General features: G+C 50.9%; 20 protein-coding genes. 15 read left to right on the top strand and 5 right to left on the bottom strand.

Annotated features, from left to right (window positions below; translation table 11 throughout):
* Positions 1 to 201: 201 nt before the first annotated feature.
* On the bottom strand, positions 202 to 1,521 hold the full coding sequence (locus ACX93W_RS06630) for a hemolysin family protein (protein ID WP_459391508.1): 1,320 nt from the start codon (positions 1,519 to 1,521) through the stop codon (positions 202 to 204).
* Between the two features lie 251 nt (positions 1,522 to 1,772).
* Here ACX93W_RS06630 and ACX93W_RS06625 point away from each other — a divergent pair, with 251 nt between their 5' ends.
* The 5 genes from ACX93W_RS06625 to ACX93W_RS06605 all read left to right on the top strand — a co-directional run bounded on the left by ACX93W_RS06625 (position 1,773) and on the right by ACX93W_RS06605 (position 7,655).
* Positions 1,773 to 2,489 (top strand): DUF1836 domain-containing protein, encoded by a 717-nt coding sequence (locus tag ACX93W_RS06625; protein ID WP_459391507.1) that lies wholly within the window; start codon positions 1,773 to 1,775, stop codon positions 2,487 to 2,489.
* A 78-nt stretch (positions 2,490 to 2,567) separates the two neighbouring features.
* Complete coding sequence (locus ACX93W_RS06620) at positions 2,568 to 3,938, top strand: sensor histidine kinase (RefSeq protein WP_459391506.1); 1,371 nt, start codon at positions 2,568 to 2,570, stop codon at positions 3,936 to 3,938.
* A 51-nt stretch (positions 3,939 to 3,989) separates the two neighbouring features.
* Entirely contained in the window at positions 3,990 to 4,691 is a 702-nt protein-coding gene (locus tag ACX93W_RS06615) for a response regulator transcription factor (RefSeq protein ID WP_459391505.1), read from the top strand.
* Positions 4,692 to 4,797: 106 nt separating this feature from the next.
* Positions 4,798 to 5,493 (top strand): YwaF family protein, encoded by a 696-nt coding sequence (locus ACX93W_RS06610; RefSeq protein WP_459391504.1) that lies wholly within the window; start codon positions 4,798 to 4,800, stop codon positions 5,491 to 5,493.
* Entirely contained in the window at positions 5,490 to 7,655 is a 2,166-nt protein-coding gene (locus ACX93W_RS06605; RefSeq protein ID WP_459391503.1) for a DUF2339 domain-containing protein, read from the top strand. Before ACX93W_RS06610 ends, ACX93W_RS06605 begins: the two co-directional genes overlap by 4 nt.
* Before the next feature lie 231 nt (positions 7,656 to 7,886).
* Here the strand turns inward: ACX93W_RS06605 and ACX93W_RS06600 are convergent, their stop codons facing one another.
* Positions 7,887 to 9,053, bottom strand: coding sequence for a serine hydrolase domain-containing protein (locus tag ACX93W_RS06600; protein ID WP_459391502.1), 1,167 nt, complete (start codon positions 9,051 to 9,053; stop codon positions 7,887 to 7,889).
* Between the two features lie 169 nt (positions 9,054 to 9,222).
* On the opposite strand from ACX93W_RS06600, the gene ACX93W_RS06595 reads away from it, so the two are divergent.
* On the top strand, positions 9,223 to 9,666 hold the full coding sequence (locus ACX93W_RS06595; protein ID WP_459392022.1) for an Lrp/AsnC family transcriptional regulator: 444 nt from the start codon (positions 9,223 to 9,225) through the stop codon (positions 9,664 to 9,666).
* 650 nt (positions 9,667 to 10,316) lie between these two features.
* Here the strand turns inward: ACX93W_RS06595 and ACX93W_RS06590 are convergent.
* A complete protein-coding gene (locus ACX93W_RS06590) occupies positions 10,317 to 11,516 on the bottom strand; it encodes an MFS transporter (RefSeq protein ID WP_459391501.1) in 1,200 nt (399 codons plus the stop codon).
* A gap of 310 nt (positions 11,517 to 11,826) precedes the next feature.
* Here ACX93W_RS06590 and ACX93W_RS06585 point away from each other — a divergent pair, with 310 nt between their 5' ends.
* The 3 genes from ACX93W_RS06585 (at position 11,827) to thiI (ending at position 15,078) form a co-directional block, all read left to right on the top strand.
* Positions 11,827 to 12,588: a lytic transglycosylase domain-containing protein gene (locus ACX93W_RS06585; protein WP_459391500.1), complete on the top strand. Its 762-nt coding sequence runs from the start codon at positions 11,827 to 11,829 to the stop codon at positions 12,586 to 12,588.
* A 112-nt stretch (positions 12,589 to 12,700) separates the two neighbouring features.
* Positions 12,701 to 13,855 carry a cysteine desulfurase family protein gene (locus ACX93W_RS06580; RefSeq protein ID WP_459391499.1) on the top strand — a complete coding sequence of 385 codons (1,155 nt, stop codon included), beginning with the start codon at positions 12,701 to 12,703 and terminating at the stop codon, positions 13,853 to 13,855.
* Positions 13,856 to 13,857: 2 nt separating this feature from the next.
* Positions 13,858 to 15,078 carry a tRNA uracil 4-sulfurtransferase ThiI gene (gene thiI / locus ACX93W_RS06575; protein ID WP_459391498.1) on the top strand — a complete coding sequence of 407 codons (1,221 nt, stop codon included), beginning with the start codon at positions 13,858 to 13,860 and terminating at the stop codon, positions 15,076 to 15,078.
* Positions 15,079 to 15,157: 79 nt separating this feature from the next.
* Here thiI and ACX93W_RS06570 read toward each other — a convergent pair whose 3' ends face one another.
* On the bottom strand, positions 15,158 to 15,859 hold the full coding sequence (locus ACX93W_RS06570; protein ID WP_459391497.1) for a TerC family protein: 702 nt from the start codon (positions 15,857 to 15,859) through the stop codon (positions 15,158 to 15,160).
* A 151-nt stretch (positions 15,860 to 16,010) separates the two neighbouring features.
* On the opposite strand from ACX93W_RS06570, the gene ACX93W_RS06565 reads away from it, so the two are divergent.
* The 5 genes from ACX93W_RS06565 to ACX93W_RS06545 all read left to right on the top strand — a co-directional run bounded on the left by ACX93W_RS06565 (position 16,011) and on the right by ACX93W_RS06545 (position 20,735).
* On the top strand, positions 16,011 to 16,670 hold the full coding sequence (locus ACX93W_RS06565) for a YjbE family putative metal transport protein (RefSeq protein ID WP_459391496.1): 660 nt from the start codon (positions 16,011 to 16,013) through the stop codon (positions 16,668 to 16,670).
* A gap of 170 nt (positions 16,671 to 16,840) precedes the next feature.
* A complete protein-coding gene (locus tag ACX93W_RS06560; protein WP_459391495.1) occupies positions 16,841 to 17,323 on the top strand; it encodes a hypothetical protein in 483 nt (160 codons plus the stop codon).
* A 100-nt stretch (positions 17,324 to 17,423) separates the two neighbouring features.
* Positions 17,424 to 19,271, top strand: coding sequence for a translational GTPase TypA (gene typA / locus ACX93W_RS06555; RefSeq protein WP_459391494.1), 1,848 nt, complete (start codon positions 17,424 to 17,426; stop codon positions 19,269 to 19,271).
* Positions 19,272 to 19,341: 70 nt separating this feature from the next.
* Positions 19,342 to 19,647 (top strand): YlaH-like family protein, encoded by a 306-nt coding sequence (locus ACX93W_RS06550; RefSeq protein WP_459391493.1) that lies wholly within the window; start codon positions 19,342 to 19,344, stop codon positions 19,645 to 19,647.
* Between the two features lie 44 nt (positions 19,648 to 19,691).
* Complete coding sequence (locus ACX93W_RS06545) at positions 19,692 to 20,735, top strand: LCP family protein (RefSeq protein WP_459391492.1); 1,044 nt, start codon at positions 19,692 to 19,694, stop codon at positions 20,733 to 20,735.
* Between the two features lie 290 nt (positions 20,736 to 21,025).
* Here ACX93W_RS06545 and ACX93W_RS06540 read toward each other — a convergent pair whose 3' ends face one another.
* Positions 21,026 to 21,586, bottom strand: a complete 561-nt coding sequence (locus ACX93W_RS06540) for a YhcN/YlaJ family sporulation lipoprotein (RefSeq protein ID WP_459391491.1) — start codon at positions 21,584 to 21,586, stop codon at positions 21,026 to 21,028.
* A gap of 102 nt (positions 21,587 to 21,688) precedes the next feature.
* On the opposite strand from ACX93W_RS06540, the gene ACX93W_RS06535 reads away from it, so the two are divergent.
* On the top strand, positions 21,689 to 23,026 hold the full coding sequence (locus ACX93W_RS06535; RefSeq protein WP_459391490.1) for a PhoH family protein: 1,338 nt from the start codon (positions 21,689 to 21,691) through the stop codon (positions 23,024 to 23,026).
* Positions 23,027 to 23,103: the final 77 nt, after the last annotated feature.

Raw genomic sequence — 23,103 nt, 5'->3', positions numbered from 1 at the left:
GTTCACCGCGTTGACTACATAATGTATTATGCACAGGATTCAAAAGAAATGCAAGCGTTTTGGCAAAGTTTAAATTTTCAAAAAAATCCTGCAATTAATTGAAATAAAAAACCGCCATATGCTGGTTCAACAGCATTGGCGGCAGATTGGGATATCGTATGAATAAGTTCTAGCGTGACTTGTTAGGGTCCGTGGCCGTGATTAGGCGGTTTCGCCTTCTAATTCGTGCTGTTCGATCAAAAGCTCGATTTTGCGAATGCGGTTTTTGCCTGTTTCTCGGATAATGAATTTGAGATTTTCGTGTTGAAAAACTTTGCCGGGTTTAGGATCTTGCAGCTTGCTGTAGAGCCATCCGCCAATCGTGTCTACTTCTTCTTCCTCGAAGTTATGTCCCGAAATCTCGCCTAACTCATCAAGCGATACTTTGCCATCCAGCAAATAACAATGCTCGGCAAGCTGCTCGATTTCCTTGCGTTCGTCGGCATCGAATTCATCTCTGATTTCGCCAACGATTTCTTCCAAAATATCTTCGATCGTGATCAGTCCGGAAGTGCCGCCGTATTCGTCAACAAGTATCGCGATATGGACGCGCTCCTGCTGCATCCGCTTCAGCAGCGTTTTGACCGGGGTGACCTCGGATACGCTCAACACGGGATGGATCAACGATTTAAAGTCGGTTTCCTTGTTTTCCTCATGCGAGAGGAACAACTGCTTCGTATTGATCATGCCGACAATATTGTCCTTGCTCTCCAGCGCAACGGGAAAACGCGTATATTGCTCCTTGCGGATAATATCCAGATTTTCCTGCAGCGTATTGTTGGTATAAAGGCAAATCATATCGGTGCGCGGCACCATAATTTCTTTGGCCAACAACTCGTCGAAGGCAAAAATGCGACTAACGTAACCGTATTCCGTATTATTGATCAGACCGCTCTGATAGCTTTCGTTCAGGATGATCTGAATTTCTTCCTCGGAATGCGCTTCTTCATGCTCCTTCATCGGTCTTAAGCCAAACATGCGAACCAGCGCGTTGGCAGAGCCATTCAGAAGCCAGATAAAAGGGAACATCAGCCTGTGGAAAAAAATAATCGGCTTGGCCGTCAAAAAGGTGATAAACTCCGCTTTTTGAATCGCCCACGATTTAGGAGCCAGCTCTCCGACCACAACGTGCAGAAACGTAATAAAAACGAACGCGATAACGATGGCTAATGCATGGCTGAGAGCATCGCTCAGCTGAATATCCGTAAATAAAGGTAGCAGAATTTTCTCTACTGTCGGCTCTCCCAAAAAGCCGAGGCCAAGCGCGGTAATTGTAATTCCGAGCTGGCATGCCGACAAATAGGCATCCAGATTGCCCGTAACCTTCTGAACAGCTAACGCGTTCTTCCGGCCCTCCTGTACCAACTGGTCAATTCGACTCGAGCGTACCTTGACGATCGCAAACTCCGTCGCGACGAAAAAAGCAGTCAATAAAATAAGAAGAGCAATCATGATTAAATTAATTCCTATACCAATATCCATGTCGGCGTCTCACTACCTTTTTTCATTTGAATTTTTTTTGCATATGAATAACTATAGCGAAAGATTACAGGTTATGACAACTGCCAAAAGAAACAATATGAGCGTTTTTGGTCCGAAATGGGGCATATTTGGGGGAAAGGGCTAGGTTCTCCCTGTTTTTCTCTGCTTTACATGTGAAATTTACAAGCTTAAGATGAGTTCATATGAACTTGTTCAAGGAATGGTTGCAATAATGGGGGGAGAGCGGCTGCATGGATGGCTTTAGAATGACCAGGAGCGAGCTGGCAAATGTGCTTATATCCTTAAAAAATGGCGATAACCGAAAAACGGCGGATATTTTGCGGCAAGCCTGGCATTCCTCCATGTCGGCCCGATCGGCGCGGAGCGGGGGTAACCTTCCCGACCCGCTTCCCGCCATTGTAGAGAAGCTAATGAGAAGCGGCGAACGCAAAGGATTGTCGCTGCATGAAATTGCCGAGCTTGGCCAACTGGCGGAATACGCCAATCCCGCCGCCACTTCTCTGCAGAACTGGGTGAAACGGGATTTCAAGGATTATTTTGAATCTCCGCAGGCGGGGAAAAAATATTCGCTGGACCAGGCCGCTCTTCTGCTAATTATCGATGATCTAAAAACAAATCTTGACTTCGAATCGCTCAGACGGCTGTTTTGTATTGTTTTTTTACCTGGGAATTTTCTGGCGCCACTGGATATATACGCTGCATATGCCGATATTTATGAAGAGCTAAAAAACGATCTGGCTTCTGACCGGCGCACGGCCAGGCGGCTGGAGAACGAGATCCGTCGGCGCGCCGAAGCGTCAATGCCGCTTTTACCGGAATGCAGCGCAGATGTTCGGGAAGCTATCAGGAACTTATTGCTCCTTGCGGTTATATCCGTCCAATCGGCTTTTTTTCAGGCTCTTGCGCGGCGTTATTGTCAAGAAACCTTATATTTGGGCAGGAAATAACGCTCCGTGAGGAGTCGCTGCCCAGGCGTGTTTGCAAACCCGCCCTAGTTGAACAGCCCATTGCGAAGGAGTCAGGCTATGCTGTTTGTATTGTTTGCATTGTGGGCAATCGCCGCAATTATTTGGATATCGGAACCGCGGTCGCCGGTTAATCGCTGGCTGGGCGCTTTTTCGTTTAGCGGAGGCACGGGCGCGCTTGCGGCCGTGCTGGATATGTATTGGCTGCCGCAGGCAGTCCAGGCCGGCGCGAGCCCGGGCATGCAAAGCCTCTTGTACGAGATGCAGGCGGCATCGTCGCTTTTTTCGTATTACGGCATCCCTTATTTTTTGTTGATGTTTGGATTGTCGTACAGCGGGCTCCCTATCCCCCGAAAAATCCGTTTGGCCCTGCCGGTGCTTCTGCTTCTGCCCGTTGTTCTGTGCCTGTTTTTGACGCCTTATTATAATACCATGTATCCCATTTCATATAAGGTTGTTGTCTGGTGGGCCGTGCCGTATATTTTGGTCAGTACGGTGCTTGTGTTAGCCAAGCGAGTGCCGCCTTCAATCTACGCGCGGACGCATTGGATCGTATGTTTTGCCGTTTTGCCGCCCGCGTTGTTCGTCATGTTTATGAATTATATTCTCCCTAGTATGGGGATGCTGCGAATGTGGGTATACAATACGTGGATCGTAAGTTTGGCAGCGGCTGTTTTTGTCATTGGACTATTTACATATGGATTTATGGGCATGCGCATCCTCATTGATCGCCGCCGTTACGATTCCACTCTGCGAGCGGTTACTTCGGGAACGGCCATGCTGAATCATGCGATCAAAAACGATGTTGGCAAGCTGAGGTTGTTTGGGGAAAAAATGAAGCGGCATGCCGTCGCAACCTCGCAGGAGGAATTGCTGAAGGATGCAGAGGCTGTGCTAGCGGCATCCCGACATATGGAGGAAATGATTAAGCGGGTTCATCGCAAAACGGAAGATTTGGAGCTGAAGCCGGAAACTTCCGATTTGACTGCACTGATCGCGGAAACGCTGGAGCTGCTTAAACCTGCAGCGCGTTCCGCTATTGTGGAATCCAGCCTTGAGGAAGGCTGGACGTGCGTAGTGGATAGGGACCAGCTGGCGGAAGCATTCAGTAATCTGGTGCTGAATGCCTTTGAAGCGATGGAGGGCCGCGAAGGCGCCAAGCTGCGAGTTACGCTGGAGTCAACCAAGCGCGAGCTTCTGATTCAGGTGGCGGACAATGGACCGGGTTTAAGCCGGAAACAGCGGATGAACGTATTTGAGCCATTTTTTACGACTAAACGCGGCGGAGGCAATTTTGGGCTGGGGTTATCCTACTCCTACCATGTAGCTAGAAAACATAAAGGTTCGCTTTATGTGCGCAGCCGTCCCGGGGAAGGCGCGATCTTCTCCATTTCGCTTCCAAAACGGGGTATCCAGGCGATACGCAACTGATTATTGAGCAGGAGTGTAAGGAATCCAGGCAAAAAATAAGGAGGGACGGCAGTGGATAACGGAAATCATATAAAAGTCGGGCTGTTGGAGGATGATCCGGATTGGCGGCGCGGGCTTGCCGATTTTTTGGGCTCCTTGCCTGACATTCAATTGGTATGGACGGCCCGGAACGGGGAAGAGCTTAGACAGGCGATTGGTCAAATGGAGAGCGACGCTACGGCATGGGCGGACGTGGTTCTGATGGATATTATGATCGACGGCAAACCCGAAGGCGTAAAGCTGGCAGAGGAAACGGCCATTTCGACCGGCGCTCGCATTATTATGCTGACCTCTATGGAGGAAAAAGAGCTAATTCTGAAATCCTTCCAAGCCGGAGCAATCGATTACCAGCTTAAATCCAGCTTTGAAAACTTGCCGGCTGCCATACGCGCCGCTTACGCAAGGCAATCCCCAATCAGTCCCGCGGCGGCGGAGCAGCTGCGCGAGGAGTTCAGACGGCTGAAGGTTATCGAACGGGAATTTGAAGCCAGAAAAGTCGGCGATCTCATAACGCCTTCCGAGCTTCAGTTGCTGGGCTTGATCGACGAAGGCTATTCCCAGCCGCAAATCGCAGACAAGTTGTTTATTACTCTCCGCACCGTCAAAAACCATGTAGGCAACATTTTGCGAAAGCTCGGCGCTCAAGGCTCGAAGGAAGCCGCCAGCAAAGCGCGGGAGCTTGGCTTGCTGGATATATCGAAGGACAAGGAATAGTACCATGAATAGTTGGTACTATTTTTTTATGAAAATAAAGGTAAGATGAGATTAAGGCCTGGTACTAAAATAAGTGATAGCAAAGGCGGAAAGGAAGTGGGACGGCATGTTTCAACTGTTTTCAGGAGCGCATTACGCCGCGTTGGCGGCAACGGTAATCGTCTTGTTAGCCATTGTCGTCGGCCGAAGGGCGCTTAGAAGTCCAAGGGCGGACGGGATATTCCGCAAGGGTCTGGCAGCGCTTCTGCTTCTCTGCGAAATATCGCTGCAGCTGTCTTATGTGCTGGAAGGAAGCTGGGGGGCGGGATCACTGCCATTTCAGCTGTGCAGTCTCACTCTGCTGCTATCCGCTTTGCTGCTCTTAACTGGTTGGAAATCTCTATTTCCGGTTATTGTTTTTTTGGGAATGCTGGGAGCGCTTCAGGCTTTACTAACGCCAAATCTGGATGAGACATTTCCGCAGTTCCGGTACTTTCACTTTTTTATCGCGCACATCGGCATTATGGCAACGGCTGTATATGCAGTTGCGGTTCGGCAATATCGCCCAACTCTGCGTTCGGCGGCCGCCGCATTGATCTGGCTTCACATACTTGCCGTTCCTGCCGCCATCGTGAATATGCTTACCGGAACAACCAACTTTATGTTTTTGGCGCGCAAGCCGTCAACAGCGTCTTTGCTGGATGCTTTGGCTCCTTGGCCTTGGTACCTGCTGCAGTTGGAGCTTGTGGCGATTGCCATGTGTCTGCTGCTGTACGGCGGAATGGTATGGATTGATAAAAGTGTCAGGAGGAGATCGCAATGAGAGAACTATTAAGAAAGCACTGGGCGTCGCTGCTAGGAGCCCTGTTCGTTGTTGCAGCTTTTATTACACTGTTTCAATATTCGGTTGATCAAGGATGGATCACCAACGTCATGAAAATCGGTTTTGGGTTGGCGGGGGGCATCGGCTTTGCCATTGGGGGAGCCAAACTCGCGCAAAAGCCCAAAGGAGTGATCATTGGAGAAATTTTGCTGGGCATTGGAGCGTGCATTTTGTATGCAACGTTTTCCTTTGCGGGCATCTATTACGATATGTGGTCGCCGCTTCTGGTATTGCTGAGCATGTCGGCGATTACGATCGGCATAACGTATTATGCCTTTAAGTTTCAATCCCGGATGCTGATGAACATTGCGCTGCTGGGCGGCCTGCTTGCTCCGATGCTGCTTCGTCCGGATTGGGATGCAGTCTTTACATTATTCCTGTACCTGCTTGTATTGAACGTGGCTTTTCTATACCTCAGTATTATAAAAGGCTGGCTTGAGCTTCGAATCATCGGATTTTTGGGAACATGGGTGCTTTATTTCGTATACTTTGTCCATTATTCTCCGTCGGTAAAAGGTCTCTGGAACATGCCGATCCGGTATGCCATTGCCGTCTATCTGTTCTATACGTTGGGATTGCTCCTCGCATCCTGGAAAAGCAAGTCCAGCTTCGATGGCGCCGATCTCTACATGAATGCTTTTAACGGCGTGTTGTTTGGTGTATGGGCGTTATTTATCTGGGCAAGTCCGCACAGCTATGGTTATGTTATTTTGTGCATGGGACTGCTGTATACGTTGTCGGGTCTTGGCATTTCAAGGCTCAGCGGAAAAATGTCGGTACCCGCGATCAGCTTTACGATAGCTGGCGTAGTGCTTATTCTCATCTCGCTGAATACGCTGAACGAAAGCGTATTGGTCAGAGTGCTGGTCTGGACATTATACGTAGCGCTGCTCACCTTTATCGGGCGGATATGGCGCTGGTATCCCGCAACTGTCATTGCCGCTGTCATCTGGCTGTATCTTGGGGTTTACTGGTATTCCGTAACCTGGTGGACGCCGCGCGGCGAATGGTTTGGCGTCTACATTCCTTTCCTGAACTGGGGCGCTATCGCCTGGATGGCGCTTGCCGCCTTAGGCTTCTACTATGCCAAAACATTTAAGGTGCCGAGTCTTTCCGTCAGCGGAAACCGGGTTTTGTCCCATATGTTTGCGCTGTTCTCTCATTTGATCGTGGGCGGTTTGATGGCCCGTCAAATTCAGAACGTATTTACCGAATATTTAACCGATCTGCCAAAAGTGTATATGGCTTTGACGCTGTCAATTGTTTGGGGCGTGTATGCGTTGCTTCTGATCTTGTGGGGAGCGTATTACCGGGAATCGCTGTTCAAGTGGTTTGGTTCCGCTGTTTTGGTCATCGTTGCAATTAAGGCGATTTTTATGGACCTGAGCGACCAGGATGCTTTGTTTAAAGTCATTGTGCTGCTTATTCTGGGGGCTATCTCATTTGCCGTCACCTGGATTAATGGCAAATGGCAAGGGAACGCCCCGCAAAATCCTGGTCCGGGTGCGCCGCCTGCATCCGGCGGTCCCGGCTGGCAGACCGGAAGCGCCGGTCACATGCCATACGCCGGAGGAATGCAAACCAATGCTGGAGCTGCGTCGTACAATGCCGGAACCGTTCCTAACCCGTGGGCTGCGCCAAACAGTGGGGGCCCCGTTCAAGGCCGCCCGGCGCATCCTAATAGCGGGCCAGCCAACTGGGCACCAGCGGGACCAAATGGCGCGTCCAACTATCCCGGCTACCCGCCAGCGGGTTTTCCTGTAGGGGGCCAGCCGAATCAAGGCCCAAGGCCTGGCAGCCAGGGCGCATATCCATATCGTCAAGGCCCTGCGTCTGGCAGCCAGGGAGGCCAGCCGTACAGTCAAGGAACTGCACCAGGCAGCCAGGGGGCCAATTTTAATAATCAAGATCCTGTACCTGGTAATCAGGATGGGTCGATGAACCGTGGTGCTGTTCAAGTCAATCCAGAAAGGAATTTTCCACGACATCCTTATCCCGGAGGGCAGGATGTCGAAATGGATTCCACAAGGGACTCGCACGAGACGCGCGGATCTCGGAATGATGGTGGACAGCGTAATGACGGTGGTCAAAATAAAGAGTAAGGCCTTTAGAATTATAGCCATTCGGCTCGTATCGCCGTCAACCTGCCTATAAACTTGCTGTTATGAACAATACCAGAAACATATCTGGTCATCTGCCTGATAAAGCCTTTTGGTCCTGCGCTGCGGAAGAAGCAAATCGTCCGCAGCGCAGGTGCCAAATATAGCTCTAAATCTGATAGTTACCTAAAAACCTCCATGCTCAAATTATTTGTTCATGATAATGTTTTACCCTCAACTTACTCCTCGAATGCCCTTATAGACAGATTCGCACAGTTCTGTTGTAAACCTGCCTGACATTCCTTCAAGCGCCGTATTGGTGAACGCTACAACACTAAGCTCCTCACTGGGATCAACAAACCAGGAGTGACCATAGGTGCCGCCCATCCGCCACGTTCCCGGCGATTCGGGTGTATTGGCATCCGCTGGGTTTTTAAGCAGCGTGAAACCAAGCCCAAAGCCTCTCCCCGGCCAATAGGGCATTTCAAGGTCACCAATTTGATTAGTTGTCATTTCTGTGACAAGAGCCCTCGGCAGAATCGGATTTCCTCCCTGCCGCAAAGCTTCCAGCAGTTTAAGAAAGTCTCCTGCGCTGCCAATCATGCCAGCTCCCCCGGAAGGATAAGCTTTCTTATCGGTAAACCTATTGGGTGAAAGGAGGAATCCTGCCGTCCCCTCTATGAAAGGAACGGTATCAAGATCGAACAAGCGCCGGGGCTCTCCAGCGCTGTCTGCGTAAGCCGCGGTTAATCTGTCCGTATCTACGGCTTTGAAATCCGTGTCCATCATGGAAAGCGGATGAGTTACAAGCATCCGTACAGCTTCAGGCAGCGGCATTCCAGTAGCCTTTTCGATGACCGCTCCGAGTACGTCTGTTGCTATGGAATACCTCCACATTTTTCCCGGCTCGTATAGAAGCGGGACGGAAGCGAGTCTTTGCAGATTCTCTTCAAGGGTAATTCCCGCCAGATCCATGCCGTCCGATACCCCCGCAAGCTCATAAGTTCCCTTTTCTTCCTGGAAGAAACGGTAGGTTAAGCCGGCGGTATGCGTCATCAGATGGTGAACGGTCAACGAGGCATATTGTCCGTTTGGCAGTTTTGGACGAAAGGCGGGCAACCATTCCTCCACCAGATCGTTTAACTGCAATCTCCCTTGCGAAATTAATACTAAAGCTGCCGTAGACACAACCGGCTTGGTTACCGAAGCATATCTAAACAAAGCATTTTCCTGCATTGGCCGTTTCTGCTCGCGGTCGGCTAAGCCGGCAGGTCTGCTATAAACGAGGTTTCCGCCTAATGCAATTTGGACGACGGTACCCACGATTCTTTTTTCCTCAAGTGTGCGGTCAATGACCTCATTTACGCTTTTTTGCACCAATTCCAGATCAATATTTCTCATGCTTCTCATCCTCTCCTGCTGCGATTTACTTGATTATTTAAAGTAAGTGTGTTTATTATATAAATAATTTCTGCCGACTCACATAAAGGAATCGAGTTATATGAATAAATACTCAATGATTATAAAGGCATTTGAAAGAAAGCACTTTAAAATTAAAGGCGGCGATTTTTTGGACGAAATCGATAAAAACATTCTGCTCCATTTGCAGAACCAGGCGAGATTATCAATGACAGATTTAGGGAAGCTGGTGGGGCTGTCTCAGCCAGCCGTAACCGAACGTGTAAAACGCATGGAAGAAAAGGAAGTTATCGAGGAATACCGAACCGTCATTTCTTCGCAAAAAATGGGTAAGCAATGCACGGCCTATATGCTTGTTCGGACCCGGAATTGCTATCCTTTCCTTGATTTTTGTCGTTCATCACCGGAGGTCACGGAATGTTATCGGATAAGCGGAGAGCATAATTATTTATTGAAGGTTCTTACGAAAACAACCCCGGAGCTGGAGGAGTTTGAAAACCGGTGCGATCAATACGGAACCTATACCACTCTGATCGTAATGTCTTCACCGATCGCTTACAAAAATCTCATTGGAGAAGCGGATTTGCTCGCATAAGATGTACTTCTCTAATCCACCCAAAAAAGGGGCTGCCCGAATAGTCTGTTACGGTGAATAATGATTCGGCAAAACCAGTCCCTCCCGGAAAAGGGTGTCTTAGAAGCTTCAAACCTGATTCTCCGATTTATTTCGGGCTCAAAACAGAAATTATCGCCTGACTTCGATGGAGGTCAAACCCTGCGGGACAAGGGGCGTCCCGTTGCTGAATTCAGCCTGTATACGGTGCGCGACGTCTTTGTGGAGTGCCAGGGCCGAAAGCTAGCCTCACACTACGGTCATCCATGACCATTAGAGCCTTATTTTGATACCATGATCATTTCTAAAGGTCATCCATGACCGTAAAAGCTTACATTCACCCCAAAAACGCGACTTTTGAGCGTTTAAAGGACACGCGTGACCGTTAGCTGTAGCCAATGCATCCATTTGGGGCTCTAACGGTCATCGGTGACCGCCAGACGGAGGGCAAAAGGCAGGTGTCGATGTCCATTTTGAAAAAGGGAGACCGTCTTTCGTATTTGCCACACTTGCTGGGTAAAATCATGCGCTGATGATGAGCTTGAGCCTTATTTTGATCCTATTAACACCCTTTCCCGTCCGGTCCTCTCTGCTGAATATTTATTCGTTCCACTTGACTTTTCGTAAAGCCCCTAGGAAGGAAAGCCGTGCTTTTTAGCTTGCCAAGCTGCAAGCAAAGCGGGAAGCAGCAGGATGATTAATGAGCCCGGAAGGAATCCGGCTCCAAGCATTTCGAGAAGAAACCCGCCGATAATGCCTCCTCCGCCAATTGCCACATTCCACGCGGTAACCAGCATCGATTGGGCTATATCCGCGCTTTTTCCCCCAGCTTGTGCTATTGCTGTCTGCAGTAAAGTGGCAGCCCCGCCAAATGTAAGCCCCCACGCCGTAACGCCAAGAATGATGATTGCAGGATGATTCATTCCGATGCCCAAAGCTGCAGAAGCTAAAGCAAATCCTGCGATGCTGATTATAACCAGTATTCTTAGAAAACGGTCAATCAGCATGCCTATCACCCAAATGCCGATAACCGAGGTAATTCCGAAAATAAGAAGAATCAAATCCACTCGCTGGGCAAACGCGGTTTCCGCAAGGTACGGAGCAATATAGGTGTACAAAATATTATGGGCTAGTACCCATGCCAAAACGACGAATAGAGTCGGTCTGACGCCGGGAATCAGGAAAACCTTGTGAATAGGGAGCTGATCACCGGCAGGCTCGCCGGCATAATCCGGCACCTTCCAGAGCACCCAGCCAATAAGGGCCGCAGTCAATAAAGATACAGCTCCGAAAATGAGACGCCACCCTGTGAATGCTCCGAAAAAAGTGCCAAGCGGAACGCCCAGCGCCAATGCCAGCGGGGTGCCAACCATGGCTACGGCCATCGCTTTTCCTTTCAGCGAATCAGGCACCATGCGCCGTGCATAACCGGCCGTCATCCCCCACAGAACACCTGCCGAGACACCCGCGAAGAAACGCGCGACAAGCGTCAGAGCATAAACGGAAGACAATGCGGTGATGGTGTTAAATACAAGAAAGCCGATGATGCACAGCAAGAGAAGCGGCCGGCGCCTCCATCCACGGGTAGCCGTTGTCAAAGGAATGGCGGCGAGAAGAGATCCAACCGCATAGAGAGTGACCAATTGTCCGGCAAGGGCTTCTCTGACACCAAGATCATGTGCAATTTGCGGCAGTAATCCAGCAGGAAGGCTTTCTGTAAGAATGCAGATGAATCCTGCCATAGCTAAAGCTAGCAGCCCGGCCCACGGAAGCCGTTTGGATGCCGGCACGTTTTCCCCGCCTTTTTTCATAAGAGCAGTATTTGAGTTCACGAAAAAATCTCCTTTATTTATTTTTTATCTTAAAAGCTTCGCTTCCGTATAAGCTTAAATAAATAAAACACGTTTTTATATGGATGATTAAAGGGAGAGGAAGTGAAATAAGAGGAAAATACTTTTATTTTCATAGAATTTCCATGATTTTAAAAGAAAGAAGGGAGCATCGTCAGATAGCGCTCAATAGGGCCCGTTTTGCTGCTATTTTGAAGCATTTCCTGTTGGACTAGCCGCAAACGCTAAAAACATGTACAATGGAAACCGATATACTTTCTGTAGAAGGTTGAATGAACAGGGAGGCGTCATAATGGGCATGGATCCCCGCACATTGCGAACAATGCTGCAATCGCAGCTGGCACCAAGCCTGAGCTTTGGCTCAGCGGCGAGGAAAGACGATAAGAACAGTGACGGCGCTTCTTCCGTTTTTAATACAATTTTGTCTGCGCAGTTAACATCCGCGACCGAAAGCTCCGCCACCGGGAACGCTGATGAGGCATTGGCTCTGGATGCATCGGGCCAACCGGTATGGGCCGGAGACGGCAGTTTGTGGGGGCGCGTGAATGCCGAAGCCGCAGGTTACAGCCCTATCTGGTCGAGCTTGTGGGGCAGCGGTGAAGCCGGAAGCAGCAATGAATCCGCCCCATGGAAGCAGGCAGGAGGAGATGCGGCGGCATACGCCGGACTCATCGAGGGGGCTTCCGCCAAATACGGCGTGTCCAGCTCGCTGATCGCTGCGGTTATTGCTACGGAGTCAGGCTTTAATTCCCAAGCGGAATCTCATGCGGGGGCCAAGGGGCTGATGCAGCTTATGGACGGGACGGCTAGAGGTCTAGGCGTGCAAAACTCCTTTGACCCGGCGCAAAACGTCGATGGCGGCACCAAATATTTGTCGCTGCTTTTGCGCAAATATAATGGAAATGAGCTGGTAGCTCTTGCAGCCTACAACGCAGGACCGGGCCGAATGGACCGGCTTGGCATCTACTCTGATGAAGAGCTGCTCTCTCGTATGGAAGAGCTGCCGCAAGAGACGCAGCGGTATGTTGTCAAGGTGCAGCAGGCGAAAGCATAGTTTGCAACGGGATCACGGCCGGCGCTCCGTTCGTACGGAAGCAGCGCAGGCGGCGGTCCCTTTCTTTTTACGACAGAGATATTAATGATAAAGCGGAAAGGAGATGTGCGGCATGAAGGAAACGCTGTATATGGATTACAGCGCGTCCGCGCCGCTTCTGAGCGAGGTGGCGGATACTTTGCTTGAGGTGACGCGGCAAATCTATTCCAACCCCTCTTCGCTGCATGAAGGCGGCATTCAGGCGGCCAAGCTGATCCAGCGCTCCAGGACGCTGGTGGGTGAAAAGCTGGGGACCTCGTCGGGGAACTGGCTTTTTACCTCCGGGGGAACGGAATCCAACAATTTGGCGATCAAAGGCGCGGCAAGGCAATACCGCAGCCGTGGCAACCATATTATTACAACGGCCATCGAGCATGCCTCGGTTCATGAATCCATGCTTCAACTTCAGGAGGAAGGATTTCACGTGACGTTTCTGCCGGTAGGGCCGGAGGGTCATGTTTCGGTTACCGATGTGGAGGCCGCATTGACCAAAGATACGATTCTGGTCAGCATTATGCATGTCAATAACGAAATCGGGACCGTGCAGCCCATTGAGGAAATCGGGCGTTTGCTGAGCCGGCGTCCGAAGACGCTTTTTCATGTGGATGCGGTGCAAAGCATCGGCAAGCTGCCGCTTGCTATCGAAAAATGCGGCATTCATCTGCTCAGCGCTTCCGCTCATAAGCTTGGCGGCCCAAGAGGAGTCGGGCTGCTCTATGTGAGGGACGGCGTAACGCTGCAGCCGCTGCTTTCCGGTGGTTCCCAGGAGTTCGGCCTTCGTCCCGGAACCGAAAATGTGCCTTCAATCGTCGCTGCGGCAAAAGCTGTAAGGCTGGCAGCCGAGAGCGCTGAAGACAATAGCGAGGTCCTGAAGGCGCTTAGGGACAAGCTGCGAAAATTCGTAGAAGCGACGCCGGAGCTGAAGTTGAACGGAGCGGAGCCGCTTGCTCCTCATATCGTCCACTTTTCTTATCCCGGCATGAAGCCGGAAGTAATTATTCATATGCTGGAGCAGCATGGCATATTGGCCTCGACGAGATCCGCTTGCTCCTCCAAAGACAGTAAGCCAAGCCGCGTGCTTCTGGCGCTGGGCGCAAGTTCCGCGCAAGCATCCGGCGGCGTAAGAATCAGCTTTGGCAACGGTCACCGCGAAGAGCACGTCGATGCGTTGATCCAGGCGCTGGGGAGCATAATAAGTCAACTGAAGCATTTGGAGAGGAGTACCTGATTTTGGTATACGATCAATTGGTTTTGCGTTACGGCGATCTGACCATGAAGGGCAGAAACCGCAATAAGTTTGAGAGCAAAATGCTCCGGCAGGTCAAAAACGCCCTTGCGGGATTTCAGGGAGTAACCTACTGGAAAACATACGGCCGGTTATATGTCCGACTGAACGGCCATCCCTATGGTCCGGTGGCAGACCGGCTGAAGGATTTGTTTGGCCTGGTGTCGCTAAGTCCCGTCCTCAGCTGTTCCGTAGAGCTGGAGGACATTCGGGCGGCGGCGCTTGCCGTTATGAACGCTCTCCCCAAAGCCCCATCCACCTTTAAAGTGAGCGTTAAACGCGCATGGAAAAAATACCCCCACAGCTCGCAGGAGATGAACCACCTTGTTGGAGCGCATGTTCTGCGCGCATTTCCGGCCCTTTCCGTCGATGTCCGCCAGCCCGAGGTTGAGCTGCGCGTCGATATCCAGGAAGAGTCGGCTTACATTTTCTGCGAGGTCATTCCCGCTGCCGGCGGTTTCCCGTTTGGTTCAAACGGCAAGGCGATGCTGCTGCTGTCGGGCGGCATCGATAGTCCAGTCGCAGGATGGATGGCCATGCGCAAGGGACTTGAGCTGGAGGCTGTCCATTTTCACAGCTATCCATTCACGAGCCAACAGGCTACAGACAAGGTAATCGAATTGTCCAAGCGGCTTTCGTATTTTAGCGGCACGCCGATCAAGCTGCATCTTGTGCCGTTTACCGATATTCAAACCTCGCTCGCCCAGGCTGGACAGGAGCATCTGATCATTACGCTGATGCGAAGAGTCATGCTGCGCATCACGGAGCAGCTGGCGGAGCGCCAAGGTGCGCTTGGCATCGTGACCGGCGAAAGCCTGGGCCAGGTTGCAAGCCAAACCCTGCCAAGCATGAATGTGATCGGCAGAGCTGCCAGCCTTCCCTTGCTGAAACCGCTGATTATGCTGGACAAGCAGGAGATCATCAATATGGCGGTAAAAATCGGCACGTACGAAACCTCTATTTTGCCCTATGAGGACTGCTGTACTCTCTTTTTGCCCAAATCGCCCAGCACAAACCCCAACATGCGCGTTGTGGAGCGAATCGAAGCCGGCATGACGGATCTTGCCGACAAAATCGCCGTTGCGGTGCAAAACACAGAGACGTTAACACTATCGCCGGACAGCGGCAGCAGTGCTGTGCAAACGGGCGAAGACAGCTGGTTCTGATCCGCTTACCGCGGCAAGTCCGCTAACGGTTCTCCAAACGGCCATCATATCCCCTTAACATGAAAAAAGCAGGAATCCCTTAATGGGATTGCCTGCTTTTTTGTGTCAGAGCCGCAGCTTGTTTACGTTTGTTGGTCCAATATCCCATAAAAACAGTTACCGCGACAACAACCGCGATAAAGCTCCAATAAATAACCGGGTTGCTGTCAAGCGCTCCGCCCAGTTTATGTTCGTGCGTGATCATTTTGGATGCGGTAAAGGCCAGTACGGCCGAACCTAAGTAAACGATCCATTGGAAACGGTTGATCAGCTTGATAAACAAGGTGCTGCCCCAGACAACGATCGGCACGCTGATCAGCAAGCCCAGAACAACGAGCACCGTATTGCCGTGTGCCGCTCCCGCAACCGCAAGGACATTGTCGATGCCCATGGCGGCATCGGCGATGATGATCGTGCGAATCGACTGCAGCAGCGTATTTCCGGCTTTTACGTCCCCGTGATCGTTTTCCTGCACTACCAGCTTGTAGGCGATCCAGATCAGCAGCAACCCGCCAACCAGATTCAGCCACGGCACATTGAGCAGATAAACGACCAGCAGCGTTGCGACCACCCTGATGCCGACAGCTCCCAAAGTACCCCAGATAACAGCTTTTTTCTGTTGCTCCTTAGGCAGATTGCGGGCGGCGAGCCCTATAACAATGGCATTGTCCCCGGCCAGGATCAGGTCTGTGAAAACAATGATTGCAAGGGCGGTGAAAAACTCGACCGAGAAAAAATCCATATGAAAATTTCCTCCTTTCCTTATGACTGAACATCTTGAAATCTAAATGAAGTCTACACCAAATACGGACAATAGAAAAGATAGGTTCATTAATTTTGGACATATTCTCCAAGGCTTGTTCATAACTCTGAAAATAAGGGGAGGGACAGCCGTGGACAACGTCATTATTTTTCTCGAAATTATGCTGATTAATGTATTGCTGAGCGGGGACAACGCCATTGTCATCGCCATGGCCAGCCAACATCTGCCGGAGCGGCAGCGCAGGAAGGCCGTCTGGTGGGGCGCGGCTGCGGCAGTGGCTCTTCGGTGCATACTGACTGTCGTTGCGCTGCAATTGCTGAAAATACCGTTTTTGCAGGCCGCCGGAGGCCTTCTGCTGCTCTATATCGCGGTCAAGCTGCTCATGGATGCCGGACATGCCTGCGAAAGCCACAGCGTCAAAAAGAACATGTCGATAGGAGCGGCCATCTGGACCATCGTAACGGCCGATTTTGTCATGAGCCTGGACAATGTCCTTGCGATTGCCGCCGTTGCGGACGGCGACCTTGTTCTTATTTTGCTTGGAATCGCGTTAAGTATTCCGATGATTGTGTGGGGCAGCCAATTGTTGGGGAAGCTGCTGTTGAAATTTCCCGCATTGTCCTACATCGGCGCCGCTTTGCTTGCGTTCGCCTCCGGTGAAATGCTCATGCAGGACCCTGGCCTGAACGAGCTGTTGTTTCACAGCTCCAAAATGCTGGCGGAGCTTATTCCGCTGCTCTGCGTTCCGTTTGTTATCGCCGCATCGATCCTGCTCCGAAGGGCGCAGTAGGTGATGACGGAACCGCTTCCCGCGCCGACGCCGACAAGGCGGCGGCTTTTTTTTGCGAAAGTTCGACTCTGCACACTGGTTTTTTTGCTTGACTTCCTATAAACTAATAAAGATAAAATCTGCCGACTTTCGTTGCCCATGCGAATGAGGTTGTAAGGAGCGGAATGGATATGCCTAAAAACAAATATTCCGCCGGGATTATTTTGCTGTTGGTCGGGGTCTTGATCTTGCTTGGCAAAGCTGGCGTTTTCAGTCTTTTGGGCGCCATCTTCTGGCCTTTGCTTGTTTTGATTCCGGGAGTGCTGCTGCATGTGCTCTATTTCGGCAGAGTTGTTCCGGCTGTTATGCTGGCGCCTGGCGGAATGCTTGTGTCTTACGCAGTTTTGTTTATCATTTGCAACATTGTCGGTTGGGATAGCCTGAAATACCTTTGGCCGTTGTTTATTTTGGGGGCAGCCATCGGTCTTTACGAATATTACATGTTCGGTTCCTCGGTTCCGCGCATTGTATTCACGGCTGCGATTGTACTGGCCGCCGCATCGGTTCTGTTTTTTGTAGTCATGCTGATGTGGAGCTGGGGCGTCTATCTCGTCGCCGCGCTCTTTATTGCCGCCGGAGCCTTCCTGATGTTCGGCACGCGCAAGCGTTGGTAGGAAGCACAGTAGTAGAGGTTGTTCAAAAACGCCCAGACCGGATTTTTTGAACATGTACCAGGAGTTCTATAAATAAAAACATTGGAGTGGATCATTTTTTATGCAAGCAAGAGAAAACATACGTAATATCGCAATTATCGCGCACGTTGACCATGGAAAAACAACGCTGGTCGACAAGCTGCTTCAGCAATCCGGAACCTTCAGGGAGCATGAAGCGGTTCAAGAACGTGCCATGGACTCCAATGATCTGGAACGGGAACGCGGCATCACCATCCTGGCCAAAAACACCGCTATTACGTACAAAAACTACCTGATCAACATCGTGGATACACCGGGCCACGCCGACTTCGGCGGCGAGGTTGAACGTATTATGAAAATGGTTGACGGCGTATTGCTCGTAGTCGACGCATTCGAAGGCTGTATGCCGCAAACCAAGTTTGTATTGCGCAAAGCGCTTGAGCACCAGCTGACGCCAATCGTTGTCGTTAACAAAATCGACCGTCCTAACGCTCGTCCTGAAGAAGTTATCGACGAAGTACTGGATCTCTTTATCGAGCTTGGCGCTAACGACGAACAGCTGGAATTCCCTGTTGTTTATGCTTCCGCATTGATGGGCACCTCCAGCATGGAGTCCGATCCGTCGAAGCAGGATGACAACATGATGGCGCTGTATGAAACGATTGTAGGCCATATTCCTTCTCCAACCGAAGATGTTGAACAGCCAATGCAATTCCTGGTTACGCTGCTTGACTACAATGAATACCTGGGCCGCATCGCCATCGGCCGCGTTAACCGCGGAAAAATCACGCAAGGGCAGCCGATTGCGGTTATTAATCGCGACGGAGCAATCAAGCAGGCGCGGATTGAAAAGCTGTTTGGCTTCCAAGGTCTGAAACGGATCGAAATTCCGGAGGCAGGCGCGGGCGACATCGTCGCAATTGCCGGTATCCGCGAAATCAACATCGGTGAAACGATTGCCGATCCGCAGCAGCCTGAGGCGCTTCCGGTTCTGAAGATCGATGAGCCGACGCTGCAAATGACGTTCCTCGTCAACAACAGCCCGTTTGCAGGACGCGAAGGCAAGTGGGTTACTTCCCGCAAGCTGCGCGAGCGTCTGTTCAAAGAGCTGGAGACGGACGTTGCTTTGCGCGTCGACGAAACGGAAAGCCCGGATGCTTTCATCGTATCCGGACGCGGCGAGCTGCATCTTGGCATCCTGATCGAAAATATGCGCCGCGAAGGATACGAGCTGCAGGTGTCCAAGCCGGAAGTAATCATCAAGGAAATTGACGGCATCAAGCAAGAGCCTTACGAGCGCCTGCTGATCGACGTGCCGGAAGAAAGCATGGGTTCCGTTATGGAAAGCCTTGGAACACGCAAGGCTGAAATGGTCAACATGATCAACAACGGAAACGGCCAGGTCCGCCTGGAGTTTATTATTCCGGCTCGCGGCCTGATCGGATACCGTACCTCTTTCCTGACGCTGACGCGCGGCTACGGCATTATGAACCACGCATTCGACAGCTATGGACCGCTTGCTGGCTCAAGCGTAGGCGGACGTCATCAAGGCGTATTGGTTGCCAGCGAAAATGGCACCTCCACGTTCTACGGCATGCTGGGGGTTGAAGACCGCGGTTTGCTGTTCCTGGAGCCGGGCGCTGAAATTTACGAAGGCATGATTGTTGGCGAGCACAACCGCGACAATGATATCATCGTCAACATTTGTAAGGAAAAACAATTGTCCAACGTTCGCTCCGCAGGCAAGGATGACACGGTTAAGCTGAAAACGCCGGTTATTTTCTCCCTGGAGCAAGCGCTGGAATACCTGAACGACGACGAGTATTGCGAAATTACTCCAAAAAGCATTCGTCTGCGCAAAAAGATTTTGGTGAAAAGCGAGCGCGAACGCGCCGAGAAACATCGCAAGATGTCGCAGGCCGGCGTATAAGTGTGCAATCGGCGCTGTCAAAGGGCAACCTTCGGCAGCGCATTAGCATTTCGCTGGGGAGGATATGGACATGCAGGCATGGCTAAGCGATCATAAGCTGGTGTCTTATTTGCTTATTTTGGGATTTACCATTTTTATCTTCAATCAGGTGTTCCGTCCTCAGCAGAAACTTCCGATTTTGAAAGAAGTAATGGTATATCTGCTAATGGCATTCGGTTCTTTCGTCCTCATGATTCTGCAAGTGGACAAACTGCCTATTATCCAATGTATGGGCATTGCCGTACTCATGATGCTGATGCTGCGCGGACGCCAGATGTATGACAAATGGAGAAACAAAAAATCCGCTCCCGGCAAGGATCGGCCCGAAAGCCAATAATCCTGGCAAGGGAAGGTTCAATTCATCCATTGTAGGTGGTACAGATGAGTCAAGAATCCAAATCAATGCCCCCGCGTTCGGAAGTGCGCGGAACCGTCAAAAAGAAGAAAAAGACAAAAAAGAAACCTCGGTTTCTGACGATATTTTTTAGTATTTTTCTCGTATTGCTGGTATCGATTGCGCTCTATTTAGGTTATCTGGTCATGAAAACCAATGATGCAATCACAAGCATTGGGGTTGGCGAGGACAAGGCGACCCAGGTTCCTATTCAGCAATCCGTCAAGGAAAAGCCTGTTGCCTTTGTTTTCCTTGGTCTTGACGCCAGGCCAAATGGAGGTTCGCTTAATACGGATGTCATCAAGGTTGCCGCTTTTGATCCTGGCACCAAGACAGCGACTGTTATTTCGATTCCTCGGGATACATATATTGACGTGGAAGGATACCGCCCGCGTAAAGCCAATGCTTTTTATGCCGATTTTTACAGCGCAGCCCGCAAGGAAGGCAAAGATCGCGAAGATGCCGATCTTGCCGGCAAAAAAGCGGTGCGGGACGTGTTTGGCAAGTTTCTCGGCATCGATATTAAATATGCAGCGAGCATCAACTTCCAAGGTTTCTCGGACGTTGTGGATGCCGTTGGCGGTGTTGACGTCAATGTGGATATTCGTATGAAATATATCGATAGGGCGGATGGAACAAATATTGACCTCCAGCCCGGATTTCAAAAGCTTGATGGCGACGAAGCGCTTGATTTTGTCCGTTACCGCAAATCCAACGGTGGCGGCCAGGAATCCAGCGACTTTGAACGCGGCCGCCGGCAAAGCGAAGTCATTGGAGCAATCCTGGACAAGCTGATATCGCTGGGCGGATTAACGAAGGTTGGCTCTGTTATTGATGCGGCAAGCGCCAATATCAACACGGATATGCCGGAATCGGAAATTCGGCGTATGCTGGAGACGTATGTTGGCGTGCGCAGCGATGATATTTCATTTATTTCCTTGGATGGCGTATGGGATAGCCCGTATGTATACGCGGACAAAACCAGCCTGGAAGAAGTCAAATCGGCATTAGGCTCCAAAATGGCTGAATGACCGTAGACTGCGGCACATATACTGGTTATAATAAAGTTGTAAAATTGCTTTATTAATCCGGGTTCCAAGGAGGGTATGCGGATGACCGATGCGAGAGTCAAAAGTAAGCTAACATTCAGCTCAACGCTCTCGTTCAAGCGGCCTAACCGTGTTGAGAAAGGAATCTGCATGACCCATAGAGACGGACAAGTTTCCAGCAATGGAAATGAGGCCATACAAGAAAGCCTAGCGATGGATATCACCATCGCTAGGCTTTCTCTGTCTCTTGGGGAGCTTTACAAAAGCTTTACTTACCGATCCCCGCTTTGGCCTTCTACGGGCTGAAGCACGCGGTCGATCGCATCAGGATCCGGCTGAACAGGGGACAGATAACGCGGGAGTTGGGGGACAAGGCGTCCAATCATATCGGCAAGCTCTTCGGCAAATCCCGCAACAGGTCGGCCATTGACGATATCCTCCCGAATTTCGGCAAGACGGTTGGACATATCAAGATCCGCCGTCACAAATGCGTCAATGCCATAAGGATCGTTGCGGAATGCTTCGGCAACGGCGTATTTAATCGTCCCGACACGGGAACGTTCAACCTCGCCGCCAACGTCAAGTCCTACGATAGCGGTATTGCCGATTATGACGCAATGCGCCGCTTCTACTCCGTCAACGCTCGCCGCAAGCTCTTCCAGATGGAGCTCTACGGCTCTGCGATCCTGAATCAGTTTTTTACCGGGTTCGTTCTGCTGAGCCTGAAAATTGTCAGCGGGTGTTTCGGCCGGGGGTCTATTAGTGCCTGCTCCATTGCCGCAGCCCGTCAGAATCAGTGCAGCGGTCAACGTCGCCAGTATCCATTTGGACATGTAAGCCACCTCATTATTGGTTGTATTGCTCATGCTCTGTAGTTTGTCCGCCGCCAGCCAAGGCTATGTATGAAACGCATTTATGATGCCGGGAGGGTTCACATGAAAAAAATTTTCGTGCTCGATACAAATGTGCTGCTGCACGATCCTCAGAGCCTTTATTCCTTTCATGACAACGAGCTGATTATACCGGCGGTCGTGCTTGAGGAGATTGATTCCAAAAAAAGGCTGGCAGATGAACTTGGCCGAAACGCCCGATCGGTGTCCAGGCTGCTTGACGGTATGAGAGAGCTGGGGCGCCTGCATGAAGGCATCAGCTTGCCGGGCGGCGGGGTGCTTAAGGTTGAGCTTAATCACCGCAGCTTCGTCCGTGTACAAGAGATGTTTGGAGAAATGTCTAGCGACAACCGGATTTTGGCGGTCGCTTTAAATTACCATCTGGAGCAGGAGAAGCTGCCGGAGGAGGAACGCCGAAGCGTTGTGCTTGTCAGCAAGGATGTGTTGGTTCGCATAAAAGCCGACGTTTTGGGGCTTGAAGCGCAGGATTATTTGTCCGATCGGGTTGTGGAATTTTCCGATTTGTACGGCGGCTGCTTAACGCTTCATGTCCATCCCTCCGTCATTGATGAATTTTATACGTACCGATTTCTTAGTGTAGGTCATCTCCAGCTGCGCAGCGCGCTGTATCCCAATGAATTCGTCATTCTTCGCGACGAGATGGGGACCAGCAAATCCGCGCTGCTTAAAGTCAGTCTGGACGGCGCTCGATTGGAGCCGCTTTTCCTTAGCAATGACCCCGTGTGGGGCATTACCGCCCGCAACGCGCAGCAGCGAATGGCGCTGGAGCTGCTGCTCAGCGACGATATTCCGCTTGTTACGCTTTCAGGTAAAGCGGGTACGGGAAAAACGCTTCTGGCGCTGGCAGCCGGGCTGATGAAGGTTGAAGATGAGCATAAATATAAAAAACTGCTCATTGCAAGGCCGGTTGTGCCCATGGGTAAGGATATCGGCTATCTGCCCGGTGAAAAAGAAGAAAAGCTGCGCCCATGGATGCAGCCGATTTACGACAACCTGGAATATTTGTTTGATACGAAAAAAGCAGGGGATATCGACAAAATTCTGATGGGCATGGGGAGCATTCAAGTTGAAGCCTTGACCTATATCCGGGGCCGTTCCATTCCGGGACAGTTTATTATCATCGACGAGGCGCAAAATTTGACCCGGCATGAAGTCAAAACGATTGTTTCGCGCGTGGGGGAAGGCAGCAAAATTGTGCTGCTTGGCGACCCGGGACAAATCGACCATCCTTATTTGGACTCCGTCAGCAACGGTTTAACGCATACGGTGGAGCGGTTTAAGGAAGAGAGCGTTAGCGGCCATATTACGCTGGAGAAGGGCGAAAGATCCAAGCTGGCCCAATATGCGGCGGATTTGCTCTAATCGGCATAACAAATGGAATGGAAACCGTGCGCGAGTCCCGTGCACGGCTTTTTTTTGCGCAAATCGACTTGGACAAA

This window comes from Paenibacillus sp. CAU 1782 (assembly GCF_054551715.1).
The sequence above is the reverse complement of the archived record's forward strand: the minus strand, read 5'-3'. Positions and strand labels throughout refer to the sequence as shown.

Bases quoted from the DNA above. Each gene is read 5' to 3' on its own strand.
- ACX93W_RS06630 (WP_459391508.1), bottom strand. From the start codon at position 1,521: ATGGATATTGGTATAGGAATTAATTTAATCATGATTGCTCTTCTTATT.
- ACX93W_RS06625 (WP_459391507.1), top strand. From the start codon at position 1,773: ATGGATGGCTTTAGAATGACCAGGAGCGAGCTGGCAAATGTGCTTATA.
- ACX93W_RS06620 (WP_459391506.1), top strand. From the start codon at position 2,568: ATGCTGTTTGTATTGTTTGCATTGTGGGCAATCGCCGCAATTATTTGG.
- ACX93W_RS06610 (WP_459391504.1), top strand. From the start codon at position 4,798: ATGTTTCAACTGTTTTCAGGAGCGCATTACGCCGCGTTGGCGGCAACG.
- ACX93W_RS06605 (WP_459391503.1), top strand. From the start codon at position 5,490: ATGAGAGAACTATTAAGAAAGCACTGGGCGTCGCTGCTAGGAGCCCTG.
- ACX93W_RS06600 (WP_459391502.1), bottom strand. From the start codon at position 9,053: ATGAGAAATATTGATCTGGAATTGGTGCAAAAAAGCGTAAATGAGGTC.
- ACX93W_RS06585 (WP_459391500.1), top strand. From the start codon at position 11,827: ATGGGCATGGATCCCCGCACATTGCGAACAATGCTGCAATCGCAGCTG.
- ACX93W_RS06580 (WP_459391499.1), top strand. From the start codon at position 12,701: ATGAAGGAAACGCTGTATATGGATTACAGCGCGTCCGCGCCGCTTCTG.
- ACX93W_RS06570 (WP_459391497.1), bottom strand. From the start codon at position 15,859: ATGGATTTTTTCTCGGTCGAGTTTTTCACCGCCCTTGCAATCATTGTT.
- ACX93W_RS06560 (WP_459391495.1), top strand. From the start codon at position 16,841: ATGCCTAAAAACAAATATTCCGCCGGGATTATTTTGCTGTTGGTCGGG.
- typA (WP_459391494.1), top strand. From the start codon at position 17,424: ATGCAAGCAAGAGAAAACATACGTAATATCGCAATTATCGCGCACGTT.
- ACX93W_RS06550 (WP_459391493.1), top strand. From the start codon at position 19,342: ATGCAGGCATGGCTAAGCGATCATAAGCTGGTGTCTTATTTGCTTATT.
- ACX93W_RS06545 (WP_459391492.1), top strand. From the start codon at position 19,692: ATGAGTCAAGAATCCAAATCAATGCCCCCGCGTTCGGAAGTGCGCGGA.
- ACX93W_RS06540 (WP_459391491.1), bottom strand. From the start codon at position 21,586: ATGTCCAAATGGATACTGGCGACGTTGACCGCTGCACTGATTCTGACG.
- ACX93W_RS06535 (WP_459391490.1), top strand. From the start codon at position 21,689: ATGAAAAAAATTTTCGTGCTCGATACAAATGTGCTGCTGCACGATCCT.